The organism is Aquibaculum sediminis (genome assembly GCF_040712085.1).
In the GTDB taxonomy this organism is placed as follows: domain Bacteria; phylum Pseudomonadota; class Alphaproteobacteria; order Kiloniellales; family DSM-21159; genus Aquibaculum; species Aquibaculum sediminis.
This window is the reverse complement of sequence record NZ_JBFCVK010000002.1, coordinates 327,637-340,511: the sequence shown is the minus strand read 5'-3', so window position 1 is coordinate 340,511 and position 12,875 is coordinate 327,637. Positions and strand designations below refer to the sequence as shown.

General features: G+C 67.4%; 9 protein-coding genes. 3 read left to right on the top strand and 6 right to left on the bottom strand.

All coding sequences use genetic code 11. The features are described from left to right. Positions 1-117: 117 nt before the first annotated feature. The 6 genes from ABZ720_RS04285 to ABZ720_RS04260 all read right to left on the bottom strand — a co-directional run bounded on the left by ABZ720_RS04285 (position 118) and on the right by ABZ720_RS04260 (position 8,783). Positions 118-1,413, bottom strand: a complete 1,296-nt coding sequence (locus ABZ720_RS04285) for a type II toxin-antitoxin system HipA family toxin (RefSeq protein WP_438264079.1) — start codon at positions 1,411-1,413, stop codon at positions 118-120. Next, positions 1,349-1,687, bottom strand: a complete 339-nt coding sequence (locus tag ABZ720_RS04280; protein WP_366554157.1) for a helix-turn-helix domain-containing protein — start codon at positions 1,685-1,687, stop codon at positions 1,349-1,351. Before ABZ720_RS04280 ends, ABZ720_RS04285 begins: the two co-directional genes overlap by 65 nt. A gap of 135 nt (positions 1,688-1,822) precedes the next feature. Continuing rightward, positions 1,823-2,713, bottom strand: a complete 891-nt coding sequence (locus ABZ720_RS04275; RefSeq protein WP_366554155.1) for a DMT family transporter — start codon at positions 2,711-2,713, stop codon at positions 1,823-1,825. A 136-nt stretch (positions 2,714-2,849) separates the two neighbouring features. After that, entirely contained in the window at positions 2,850-6,005 is a 3,156-nt protein-coding gene (locus tag ABZ720_RS04270) for an error-prone DNA polymerase (RefSeq protein WP_366554153.1), read from the bottom strand. Between the two features lie 100 nt (positions 6,006-6,105). Next, entirely contained in the window at positions 6,106-7,410 is a 1,305-nt protein-coding gene (gene preA, locus ABZ720_RS04265; RefSeq protein WP_366554151.1) for an NAD-dependent dihydropyrimidine dehydrogenase subunit PreA, read from the bottom strand. A 17-nt stretch (positions 7,411-7,427) separates the two neighbouring features. Then, positions 7,428-8,783 carry an NAD(P)-dependent oxidoreductase gene (locus tag ABZ720_RS04260; RefSeq protein ID WP_366554149.1) on the bottom strand — a complete coding sequence of 452 codons (1,356 nt, stop codon included), beginning with the start codon at positions 8,781-8,783 and terminating at the stop codon, positions 7,428-7,430. A gap of 305 nt (positions 8,784-9,088) precedes the next feature. Here ABZ720_RS04260 and ABZ720_RS04255 point away from each other — a divergent pair, with 305 nt between their 5' ends. The 3 genes from ABZ720_RS04255 (at position 9,089) to ABZ720_RS04245 (ending at position 12,755) form a co-directional block, all read left to right on the top strand. Further along, positions 9,089-10,081 (top strand): BMP family protein, encoded by a 993-nt coding sequence (locus tag ABZ720_RS04255; RefSeq protein WP_366554147.1) that lies wholly within the window; start codon positions 9,089-9,091, stop codon positions 10,079-10,081. Positions 10,082-10,162: 81 nt separating this feature from the next. Further along, positions 10,163-11,716 (top strand): ABC transporter ATP-binding protein, encoded by a 1,554-nt coding sequence (locus ABZ720_RS04250; RefSeq protein WP_366554145.1) that lies wholly within the window; start codon positions 10,163-10,165, stop codon positions 11,714-11,716. Beyond that, positions 11,706-12,755: an ABC transporter permease gene (locus ABZ720_RS04245; protein WP_366554143.1), complete on the top strand. Its 1,050-nt coding sequence runs from the start codon at positions 11,706-11,708 to the stop codon at positions 12,753-12,755. Before ABZ720_RS04250 ends, ABZ720_RS04245 begins: the two co-directional genes overlap by 11 nt. The last annotated feature ends 120 nt before the right edge of the window (positions 12,756-12,875 follow it).

The following is a 12,875-nucleotide window of genomic DNA, read 5'->3' as shown; positions in this document are numbered from 1 at the left end:
CCGGTACTCCGCTTCACGTCAATGGTCGGCGGCAAGGGCTAGTGGAACCCACGCGCTTTGTCCACGCGCGAAGCATCCGGGATACGATGCGCGCCCGGCCCTGCGTCCCACCCACTTTCACCGACGTGCGTCTCTTACGATCGGAAGCCCGGCGATGTGCTTGTCGATGGTTTCCACCACTGAAGCAGGAAGGGATAGGTGGCGCTTGCGCGCGTGCCATTCCGGCAAGAAACGATCCACCGTTTCCCGCGCCACGGCGGCCAGTGGGCGCCTCGGCAATCCGGCCTTGTCCGCCAGGGCGTCGAGTTCCCTGTAGGTGAAATCCGCAAAGCGCCGGGCCCGTGCGAACTTCAGCGCAAAGCTGTCGTCGTCGAGATAGGCAATGGTCGAGACGAAATCATAGGCGGGGGCCAGCACCGGCCTGCGCCGGTCCGGATAGATCACCGACCAGTTCTTGAGGTGCATGTCGGCATTGCCGATCAGCACGTTGAACACGATCCGCCGGATGAATTCGGCAACACTGCTATCGTCGCTTTCGATGCCAAGCACATAGGCGATGTTGCGCAAGGTGGCCTTCCGGTACTTCTCTTCCGGATAAACGCCGAAAATCTGGGCAAAATCCTCGGTATGGACCGCCCCCTCGGCGCTGCGGTCAAACCGCCGAATGGCGAAGGCCGGGCCGTTCAGCGCGCCTATCCCCTCGGGCAGGCCCTCAATGGCGCTGAGTTCGACAAGCTGCGTTTCCGGCACCTCGATGCCGATGGCGCGCGCCAGCTCCATCATCGCGAATTCGTTCTCGGGCAGCCCCTCGAAGCGGGTCGAGGGCAGCTTGACGATCCACTCGCCACCGACTCCCTGGGCCGGAATCGTCAGACCGCCATACCGGCCGCGATTTCTGACCGCCGAGAACTTGAGTTGCACGCCGGCGAGCGAGAAGCGCAGCGCGTCGGCTTTCTCATAGGTGCTGCTCTCTTCGCCCATTACTCCCGACCTCGATGGCCGAACCGGTCCCTCGACGGGTTCAATCGCGACGGCGCCGGGAAGGTCGCGCCCGAGGGCCCGGAGCAGGAAGAACTCGCGCTCCCGATTCACCCCGGCACGTTCGGCGAGATAATCGCGAAGAGGGCCTTCCGGGAGCAGATTGGCGAAGAAGGGGCTGACACGCCGCTGCGTGACCGGCAGGGCGGTGATGAGGCCACCGAAGGCATCCTTGAACGATAGACTCAGCACGGGCCGCCGTGCGTCATGGATATAGGCATCGTTGAACGCGAAGAGCGTGCGGTCCCCACCGACATGCGTCAGCGAGCCGATCGCGCTGCCATGAAGCTGCACCTCCAGGATCGAGACATCAGGCATCCTCATCCTCCTCGTCGAGGACATAGGCCGGCCGCACCCCTGCCAGGCCGTCTGCATCCCTGGCCGCCTGCATGCTCATGCGCACCGCACTGTCCACGGCCGGCAGCGCCTTGCGCGGTATGAGCTTCAGCTCGAGCTCCAGCACCCGCGCGAGCTCGACCAGGCTGGAAAGCTGCAGATTGACCCCGCCACTCTCGATCCGAGAGATGTGGCTTTGAGGCAAGCCGGCCAGGTCTCCCAGCGCACGCTGACTGAGTCCCTTCCGCCGCCGCGCCGCTTTCAGCGTGCCGGCAATCTCCTCGGCGAGTGTCGTTCTGATCGATTCAGACATATGCCTTCACTTCTCAATATATGAGAGCATATCAAATTCTTGCCGTCAGAGCAAGAACAATGCATCAAAACATATACTTTTGTATGACAAACTGTCTTAAAACATCGACATGGCGCGATTGTGGGTAGCCCCGCACTACCCCTGGCGCCTGCTGGTGAGGTAGGCGCCCAGCAGGACCAGGGCTGTGCCGGCGATCGCAACCGGCTCCACCGTCTCGCCGAGCAGCGCAACGCCGAGCAGGATGGCGACGACGGGGATGAAATAGACGGTCACCGAGCCGCGCGGGGCGCCGACCCGGCCGATGAGGGTCACGAAGGCGACGAAGGCGAGCCCGGTGGCGAAAACCCCGAGACCCGCCATGGCCGGCAGGGTGAACCAGAGCGCGTTTCCGTCGGCGAACTGCAAACCGTAGAGGCCGTAGGGGGTGGAAAGCGCCAGGGCGACCAGCAGGGCGCGCCAGATCACCGGCAGGGCGCCATTGCGCTTCTGCAGCGGCCCCGCGAGGTTGAAGGCGATCCCGTAGAACAGCGTCGCCAGGAGGATAAGGCCCGCCCCCAGCGCCGTGGCCTGCATCTCGTCCAGCGTCGGCCAGTAGATCGTCAGCACGCCGGCAAATCCGATCAGCAACCCTGCCAACTGCCAGCGGCGCGGCGCCCGGCGATACCAGAGCGCCGCCACAGCCGCGGTGAAAAGCGGTGCCGCCCCGTTGATCATGCCGGCCAGGGAGGAGGCGATCCACTGCTGCGCCACCGGGAAGAGCAGGAAGGGCACCGCCATCCACACCGTGCCCAGCAGCGCGACCATGGGCCACTCCGCCTTGGGCAGCGCGCGCCTTGCGGCCGGCATACAGGCGAGCGTGGCGGCCCCGAAGAGCAGCCGCAGCCAGGTGATGGTCGCAGGATGCAGGCCCTTCAGCCCCAGATCCATCAACACGAAGGACCCGCCCCACATCAACGCCACGGCCACGAGCAGCCCCCAGTCCTTTGCCGTGAAGGCGTCCAGGGAGTCAGTCTGGATTGCGCTCATGGTCTGGACTGCCCCCGAAGAAGGATGGGTTGGAACGTCTTGGGAATGCTGCTTGCGGCGAGAGATCGAAGGGTTGTTGCATTTGAAGCATAGGCCCCAATCTGTGCGCGTGAAAGGCGCAACGGACACCCCCCCCTCAATGAAAGTCCCGGCTGGGGAAGAGGCGGCCTTTGCGGTCGCTGGTCGGGGGTGGGGGGCCGCCTTCTTCGCGCAGCATGTCGAGCCAGGCGGTCAGGTCGGTGAAGTGCTGGCTGATGAGGTGGATGACCTCGCCTTCGCGCTGCACCCGGCCGCGCACGCCCAGCAGCGAGGCGGCCAGCAGTTCCCGGCGCTGGCGGGCGAAGAGGTCGGGCCAGACCACCAGATTGGCGATGCCGCTTTCATCCTCCAGGGTGGCGAAGATCACGCCGTTGGAGGAACCGGGGCGCTGCCGCACCAGCACCAGCCCGGCCACGGCAAGATTCTCGCCGTTGGCGGCCTGCCCCAGGGCGGCGCAGGAGCTGAAGCCCTGCCGCTGCAGCCCCTCGCGCAGGAAGCTGAGCGGGTGCGCCTTCAGCGACAGGCGCAGGGCGGCATAGTCCTCCATCACCTGGGCGCTGTCGCTCAAGCCTGGCAGGGTGAGCTCCGGCTCCCGACCGCTTTCCTCCTCGCCCGCAGCGGCGAAGAGCGGCAGAGGCTTTGCTTCCGGCAGGCCCTTCACCGCCCAGAGCGCCGCGCGGCGGTCCAGCCCCTGAGAGCGGAAGGCATCGCCCCGGGCCAAGACCTCCAACGCCGTGCCCTGCAGCCCGGCGCGCCGCCAAAGGGTCAGGGGATCGGGATAGCCGTTGCCACGCGAACTCACCAGCTGCCGCCCCGCCGCCTCGCCCAGCCCCTTCACCTGGCGCAGCCCGAGACGCAGCGCCGGCCGCGCGCCACCCGGCTCCAGGGTGCAGTCCCACTCCGAGCGATTGACGTCCACCGGCAGGACCTCAACCCCATGCTCGCGGGCGTCGCGCACGATCTGTGCCGGGGCGTAAAAGCCCATGGGCTGGGAATTGAGCAGGGCGCAGGCGAAGACTTCGGGATAGTGGTGCTTCATCCAAGCCGAGACATAGACCAGCAAAGCGAAGGAGGCGGCATGGCTTTCGGGAAAGCCGTAGGTGCTGAAACCCTCGATCTGCCTGAAACAGCGTTCGGCAAAGCCCTGCTCATAGCCGCGGGCGACCATGCCCGCGACGAAGCGCTCGCGGAATTTCTCGATCTCGCCGTTGCGCCGGAAGGCGGCCATGGCCCGGCGCAGCTGGTCGGCCTCGGTTGCGGTGAAGCCGGCGGCGACGATGGCGATCTGCATCGCCTGCTCCTGGAACAGCGGCACCCCCAGGGTGCGCTCCAGCACCCGGCGCAGCTCGTCGGAGGGGTAGTCCACCGCCTCCTGCCCCCGGCGCCGGCGCAGATAGGGATGCACCATATCACCCTGGATCGGCCCCGGGCGCACGATGGCCACCTCGATCACCAGGTCGTAGAAGGTGCGGGGCTGCAAGCGCGGCAGCATCGACATCTGCGCGCGACTTTCCACCTGGAAGACCCCCAGGGAGTCGGCGCGCGAGAGCATGTCATAGACCGCCGGGTCCTCCTGCGGCACCTCGGCCAGGCCATAGCTGCGGCCGTAATGGCGGCGGATCAGGTCGAAGCCCTTGCGCAGGCAGGTGAGCATGCCCAGCGCCAGCACATCGACCTTGAGGATCCCGAGCGCATCGATGTCGTCCTTGTCCCACTCGATCACCGTGCGATCGGCCATGGCGGCGTTCTCGATCGGCACCAACTCGTCCAGGCGGTCGCGGGTCATGACGAAGCCGCCGACGTGCTGGGAAAGGTGGCGGGGAAAGCCCATCAGATCCTCGGCCAGCTTCAGGGTCAGGGCCACCCGCGGCTCCCGCGGGTCGAGGCCCAGGGCGCGCACGCCCTCCTCCTTCACCGCCTCGCGCCCCCAGCCCCAGAGCGATCCGGCCAGGGCGGAAATCACGTCCTGCGGCAGGCCCATGACCTTGCCCACATCGCGCAGAGCGCCTCGGGCGCGGTAGCAGACCACGATTGCCGTGAGGCCCGCGCGCTCGCGGCCGTACTTTTCGTAGATGTGCTGGATCACCTCCTCGCGGCGCTCATGCTCGAAGTCGACGTCGATGTCGGGCGGCTCGCCGCGCTCGGGCGAGACGAAGCGCTCGAACAGCAGTTCGCTGGTCTCGGGATCGACGGCGGTGATGCCCAGGCAGAAGCAGACGGCAGAGTTGGCCGCCGATCCGCGCCCCTGGCAGAGAATCTCGCGGGAGCGGGCAAAGGCCACCACGTCGTGCACCGTCAGGAAATAGGGGGCGTAGCCGAGCTGGGCGATCAGGCCCAGTTCGTGGCGCAGCGCGTCTTCCACCTTGGCCGGCACGCCGCGCGGATAGCGCTTGTGCGCCCCGGCCCGAACCAACTCCTCCAGCCGGCTTTGCGGGTCGCTGCCCGCCGCCACTTCCTGCGGGTACTCATAGCGCAGCTCGTCCAGGGAGAAGCGGCAGCGCTCGGCGATCTCCAGGCTGCGCGTCAGGGCCTCGGGGCAGTCCCGGAAAAGCCGCGCCATCTCGGCCGGCGGCTTCAGATGCCGCTCGGCATTGGCCTCCAGCCGCCAGCCGGCCTCCTCCAGGGTGCAGCCCTCGCGAATACAGAGCAGCACGTCCGCCAGGGGCTTGCGGGCCGGGTGGTGCATCAGGACATCGCCCAGGGCCACCAGCGGCACCCCGCTCTCCTGCGCGAGCCGCTGCAGCGTGCGCAAACGCCTGGCATCGTCGCCGCGGTGATGCCAACGCGCCCCCAGATGCAGGCGCCCCGGTGTGGCTGCGGCCAGGGAGGTGAGCGCGGCAAGATAGCCGACGGAAGGCGCCACCGTCTCCGGCGGCAGGAGGATCAGCTCCTGCCCCTCGGCATGGGCCAGCAGCTCCTCGAGGGTGAAGTCGCACCCGCCCTTGGCCGCGCGGCGCTTGCCCAGGGTCAGCAGCCGGCAGAGGCGGCCCCAGGCATCGCGATTGCGCGGGTAGCAGAGGATTTCGGGCCCCTCGCGCGGCACCAGCCGCGCCCCCACCAGCAGGCGCAGCCCCACCGTCTTGGCCGCTGTGTGCGCGCGCACCACCCCGGCCACGGAGTTGCGATCGGCAACGCCCAAAGCCGTGATCCCCAGGGCCTTGGCCGTGGTGGCCAGCTCATCGGGATGGGAAGCACCGCGCAGAAAGGAGAAGTTGCTCGTCGCCGCCAGCTCGGCATAGGCCGCCAGAGCCATAACACACCTCCAGCCCTGCATCTGCCGGGCCGGAGGATAGGCATGGTCTAGAACATATCAAGAACAAACGGCAGATCAGAGCTGCCGCCGGGCGCTCCTGCTACTCCGCCGCCTTCGACATGGGATTGTTCGGGTGGGTGGTCCAGTTGGCGTAGGCGGGGTCGATCGGCCGGCCGGTGCGCGGGTCCACGCCCTCGGTGAGCTGCTCCATGGTGATGCAGTTCTCCACCGGGCAGACCGAGACGCAGAGGTTGCAGCCGACACACTCATCGTCCTGCACCTCGAACCAGCGCTCGCCGTTCTTGGTCGCCGTGATCGCCTGGTGCGAGGTGTCCTCGCAAACGATGTGGCAGCGGCCGCACTTGATGCAGAGGTCCTGATCGATGCGCGCCTTGACCACGTAGTTGAGATTAAGGAACTGCCAGTCGGTGAGGTTGGGCACCGCCTTGCCGATGAAGTCCTCCAGGCGCTCGTAGCCCTTGCTCTCCATCCAGTGCGCAAGGCCCGCCTTCATCTCCTCGACGATCTTGAAGCCATAGGTCATGGCCGCGGTGCAGACCTGCACATTGCCCGCCCCCAGGGCCATGAACTCCGCCGCGTCCTTCCAGGTGGTGATGCCGCCGATGGCCGAGATCGGCAGGTCCGCCGTTTCGCGATCGCGGGCAATGTCGGCGACCATGTGCAGCGCGATCGGCTTGACCGCCGGGCCGCAGTAGCCGCCGTGGGTGCCCTTGCCGTCGGTGTGCGGGCTCGGCGCCATGATGTCGAGATTGACCCCCATGATGGAGTTGACCGTGTTGATGAGCGAGACGGCATCCGCACCGCCGCGTTTCGCGGCACGGGCGGCGAAGCGCACGTCGGTGATATTGGGGGTCAGCTTGACGATCACCGGCATGCGGGTGTTTTGCTTGCACCAGCGCGCCACCATCTCGACGTACTCGGGCACCTGCCCCACAGCCGAGCCCATGCCGCGCTCCGACATGCCATGCGGGCAGCCGAAGTTGAGCTCGATGCCGTCGGCGCCGGTTTCCTCCACCAGCGGCAGCACCGCCTTCCAGGAGGCCTCCTCGCAGGGCACCATCAGAGACACCACCACCGCCCGGTCCGGCCAGTCCCGCTTGACCTGTTTGATCTCACGCAGGTTGTCCTGCAGCGTGCGGTCGGAAATCAGCTCGATGTTGTTGAAGCCGATCAGGCGGCGGTCGGCGCCGTGGATGGCGCCGTAGCGCGGTCCGTTGACGTTCACGATGGGCGGGTCTTCGCCCAGGGTCTTCCAGACCACACCGCCCCAGCCCGCCTTGAAGGCACGGGTGACGTTGACGATCCGGTCGGTCGGCGGCGCCGAGGCGAGCCAGAAGGGGTTCGGCGACTTGATGCCGAGGAAGTCGTTACGAATGTCGACCATGGTCTCTGCTCCCTGCCTCAGGCTGCCGCTGCCGCGCCGAGGACGCGATGAATGGATTCCGCCGCCTGCTTGCCGTCTTCGACCGCCGCGACCGTGAGGTCCTGTCCGCCGGCGATGCAGTCGCCGCCCGCCCAGACGTCGGGCAGGCTGGTGCGTCGCCCGGCGTCAACGGCGATGCGACCGCCGTCGAGCTTGAAGCCGGCTTCGCCGAGCCCCGCAGTCTCGAAGGTCTGGCCAATGGCCTTGAAGACCTGGTCGGCCGCCACTTCGAAATGCTCGCCGGTGGAGACCAGGCGGCCGTCCTCCGCGACCACATGATCGAAGCGCACGGCGGTCGCACGCCCGCCCTCGCCCAGCACCTCGGTTGGCACCGCCCAGGTGACGATGCGCACGCCGTTGGTTTGCGCCAGTTCCTGTTCGTAGCGCGAGGCCTTCATCTGCTCCCGCCCGCGGCGATAGACCAGGGTCACCTCGTCGGCGCCCAGACGGCGCGCCTGCACCGCGATGTCGATGGCGGTCATGCCGCCGCCGATCACGACCACGCGGCGGCCGATGGGAAAGCCCGTCAGGTCCGGGCTCTGTCGCAGCTCGGCGATGGTGTCCACGGCATCGTGCACGCCCTCCAGGCTCTCTCCGGCCACCCCAAGGCTGTTGGTACTGCCCAGCCCCATGCCCAGAAAGACGCCGTCGTAGTCCTTACGCAGCTGCTCCAGGGTGATCTCGCTGCCGAGGCGCTGGCCGTGGCGCACCTCGATGCCGCCGATGTCCAGGATGTAGTCCACTTCGCGCTGGGCGAAGTTGTCGGGAACCTTGTAGGCGGCGATGCCGTACTCGTTGAGCCCGCCCGATTTGGGCCGGGCCTCGAAGACCGTCACCTCGTGGCCGTGCACGGCCAGGCGATGGGCGCAGGCCAGACCGGCTGGACCCGCGCCGACCACGGCGATCCGCCGGCCCGTGGAGGCCGCACGCTCGAAGACCTGGCGCCCCTCTTCCATCAGCCTGTCGGTGGCGTGGCGCTGCAGCAGGCCGATGGCCACCGGCTTGTCTTCGGCCAGGTTGCGCACGCAGGCCTCCTCGCAGAGCGTCTCCGTCGGACAAACGCGAGCGCAAGCGCCGCCCATGATGTTCTGCTGCAGGATGGTCTCGCCGGCACCGACCACATCGGCGGTCTGGATCTGGCGAATGAAAAGCGGAATGTCGATTTCCGTGGGACAAGCCTTCACGCAGGGCGCGTCATAGCAGAAGTAGCAGCGATCGGCCTCGACCAGGGCCTCGTGCGCATCCAGCGGCGGATGCAGGTCGGTGAAGTTGCGTGCGATCTCCTCGCCGGACAGTCGTCCGGCGCGCACACCCGGGGCGCGTGCCTTATCCATGTCGATCTCCCTCGACCCGCCAATTGAAGCCTCGCAGCGCCTCGCACTTTTGCGAGCCGTGCTTATTTTTTATCATTTGAACAAAGTTTGCGCGCAGGCGTCAACAAGGAACTGGGGAAAGAGTCCGGTCATCCGATCGGTAAGGCCGCTGCGAGATTGTGGACTTTGTTGACCGACTTCGCCCCAGTGAGCAGGATAAGCCGCTCCCGAAGATCGGGAAGTGGATTGCCGAGCACCAGTGTCGACGGGCCGAGACGCGTCCGTTTTTCATTGCATGAACAGGAGGGTGAGGGATGAGTTGGAGCATGACGAGCAGCCGTCGGGCGCTGCTGGGTTTCGCCGCGGGCGCCGCGGCGCTGACGATGATGGCAACGGCGCCGGTGGCCTGGGCGGAGCCGGTCGATGTTGCTGCCGTCTACACCGTGCCGGTGGAGCAGCAGTGGGTCAGCCGCATTCACAAGGCCCTGAACGAGGCCGAAGAGCGCGGTGAAATCACCTACGATTATTCCGAGAACGTCGCCAACACCGACTATGAGCGCGTGATGCGCGAGTATGCCGACGCCGGCAAGGACCTGATCATCGGCGAGGTCTTCGGCGTCGAGCGTGGAGCACGCCAGGTGGCGGCCGACTATCCCGACACCGCCTTCCTGATGGGCTCCAGCTTCGGGCCGTCCGGCGAGAACTTCGCCGTGTTCGACAACTGGATTCACGAACCCTCCTATCTCACCGGGATCGTGGCGGGTCGCCTGACCGAGTCGAACAAGATCGGCATGGTGGGCGGCTATCCCATTCCCGAGGTGAACCGCCTGATGCACGCCTTCATGGACGGCGCGCGCGACGTGAACCCTGACGTCGAGTTCCTGGTGACCTTCATCGGCTCCTGGTACGACCCGCCCAAGGCCAAGGAGGCGGCTTTCGCCATGATCGACAGCGGCGCCGACATTCTCTACGCGGAGCGCTTCGGCGTCTCCGACGCCGCGGCGGAGCGGGACGTAAAGGCCATCGGCAACGTGATCGACACCCAGGAGGACTATCCGGGCACCGTGGTTGCCTCCGCGCTCTGGCACATGGAGCCGACCATCGAACGTGCGGTCGAGGCGGTGGCCAACGGCAGCTTCGAGGCTGCCGACTACGGCCAGTACAGCTACATGTCCTACGGCGGCGGCTCGCTGGCGCCCATGGACCCCGAGCTGGTGCCGCAGGAGATCCTCGACGAGGTCGCGGAACGCGAGCAGGAGATCCTGGACGGCATGTTCCGGGTCAACGTCAACGATTCCGAGCCCACCTCGAGTCAGTGACATCTTTCGGCAGGTCCGCTTTCGCAGCGGGCCTGCCGACTTACCGCTATTAACAGCCCCAACGGGAAGAAGGCCGCGCGCGTGTCCACTATCACGCCCACCCCCGTCTTGCGCCTGCAGGGCATCACCAAGCGCTTTGGCGATCTGGTCGCCAATGATGCCATCGACCTGGAGCTGGCCTCGGGCGAGGTGCTAGCGCTGCTGGGCGAGAACGGCGCGGGCAAGACCACGCTGATGAACATCCTCTTCGGCCACTACACGGCCGACGAGGGACAGATCGAGGTTGCCGATTCCGAGGGTCGGCTGCAGCCGTTGCCGCCGGGCAATCCCGCGGCCGCGCTCGCCGCCGGCATCGGCATGGTGCACCAGCACTTCACCCTCGCCGACAACCTCTCCGCCTTCGACAACCTGGTGCTGGGCACCGAACCGCTCTGGCGCCCCTGGCAGAAGCTGGGCGGCGCGCGTGGGCGCCTGGAACAGCTGATGGCCGACAGCGGCCTGACCGTCGATCTGTCCGCGCGCATTGCCGACCTCTCCGTCGGTGAGCGTCAGCGGGTCGAGATCCTCAAGGCGCTCTACCGCGGCGCGCGCATACTGATCCTGGACGAGCCCACCGCGGTGCTGACACCGCAGGAGACCGACCGCCTGTTCGAGACCCTGCGCCGCCTGGCCGCCGGTGGACTGGCGGTGGTTTTCATTTCCCACAAGCTGCACGAGGTCCTGGCGATCAGCCAGCGGGTGACCGTGCTGCGCAGCGGCAAGGTGGTGGCCAGCCTGCCCACGGCCGGCACCGACCGGGCGCAGCTTGCCGAGACCATGGTGGGCCGTGCCATTCCCCAGACCGTACGGGAAGCGCTGCCACCGGGCCCGGCCATCCTGCGTCTGCATGAGGTCAGCGTGCCAGCCGATGCCGGACGCCCCCCCTTGCGCGAAGCCGATCTGACCCTGCACCGCCACGAAATCCTCGGCATCGCCGGTGTCTCCGGCAACGGCCAGGCCGCGCTCTCCAACCTGATCAGCGGCCTTGTCCGCCACGACAGTGGCGAGGTGGAGCTCTTCGGCCAATTGCTGCGCGACGCCAATCCCTCGCGCATGGTGCGGCTGGGCGTCGGGCGCATTCCCGAGGACCGGCACCACGACGGCGTGGTGGGCGAGATGGCGGTCTGGGAAACGGTCATGCTGGAGGACTACTACCGGGCGCCCTATCAGCGCTTCGGGCTCCTGCAGCGCACCGCGGCACGCCAGCGCGCGGAAGCCGTGATCCGCAACTACGAGGTCAAATGCTCCGGCACCGAGGCGGTCACCAAGCTGCTCTCGGGCGGCAACATGCAGAAGCTGATCCTGGGCCGGGTGCTGGATCGCGAGCCGAGCCTGATCCTGGCCAACCAGCCGACCCGGGGGCTGGACGTGGGGGCGGTGACCTATGTACACCGCGAGCTGCTGGCCGCCCGCCAACGCGGGGCGGCCATTCTGCTGATCTCCGAGGACCTGGACGAGTTGCTCACCCTCTCCGACCGGATCGCCGTGCTCTATCGCGGCCGGCTCTCCGCCAGCCTGCCCACGGAGGAGGTCACCATTCGCCAACTCGGCCTGATGATGGCCGGTCACGAGGGAGAGGCCGGGCATGCGGCTTGAGCCCCGGGGCCAGGTTCCGCTCTGGCTGTCCATCACCACCCCCGTCGCCGCTATCTTCATCGCGCTGTTGATCTGTGCCGTGCCGCTGTCAATCGCCGGCGCGCCCGTGCTCGAAGCCTACTGGCTGATGCTGCGCGGCGCCCTGGGCGGGCGACTGGCGCTGACCGAAACCCTGGCCCGCGCCGGACCGCTGGTGCTCACGGGCCTGGCCGCTGCCGTCGCCTTCCGCGCCAAGCTCTGGAACATCGGCGCCGAGGGGCAGCTCTATATGGGCGCAGTCGCCGCCGTGGTGGTCGGCAGCACCGCCTGGGCCTCCAGCCCCTTCATCATGGTGCCCGCCATCATGCTCGCCGGTGCATTGGCCGGCGCAGTCCTGCTGCTCATTCCCACGCTGCTGAAGACCCGGCTGGGCGTGGACGAGGTTGTGACCACGCTGCTGCTCAACTTCGTGGTCCTGCTCTTCGTCTCGCTCCTGGTGGAAGGGCCGCTGCAGGATCCCATGTCCATGGGCTGGCCGCAGTCGGAGCCGATCGCCGATGAGGCCGCCCTGCCACGGCTGATCCCGCGCACTCGGGTGCATCTGGGCCTCGTGGTGGCCCTGGTGGCCGCGGCGCTGGTCTGGCTGCTGATCGCGCGCACCCGCTGGGGCTTCGAGATGCGCGCGGTGGGCGCCAATCCTTCGGCCGCGCGCTTTGCCGGCATGTCCACCGGGGCGGTGATGATCCGGGTCGCGGTGATCTCCGGCGGCCTGGCGGGCCTGGCCGGTGTCGGCGAGGTCGCCGGCGTGCGTGGCTATCTCACCACCGATCTCTCGCCCGGTTACGGCTATTCCGGCATCGTGGTGGCCATGCTGGCCCAGCTCAACGCGCTGGCCGTCGTAGCCGCCGCGCTCTTCGTTGCGACCATCTTCGTGGGCGCCGACTCCATGAGCCGGGCGCTCGGCGTCTCCAGCTACATCGCGCACCTGATCGTCGCCACCTCGCTGCTGACCATGCTGCTGGGCACGCTCTGGCTGCGCTACCGCGTGCACTGGAGGTAGTCGGCGATGGTGATGCACGGTCCAGACGCCTTGCCGGCACATTCGAGCACAGTCCTTTGCGCACCGTCCTTGCGCGGCAGTCGCTCCTTTCCCCCGTCATTGCGAGGAGGCTTTACTTTC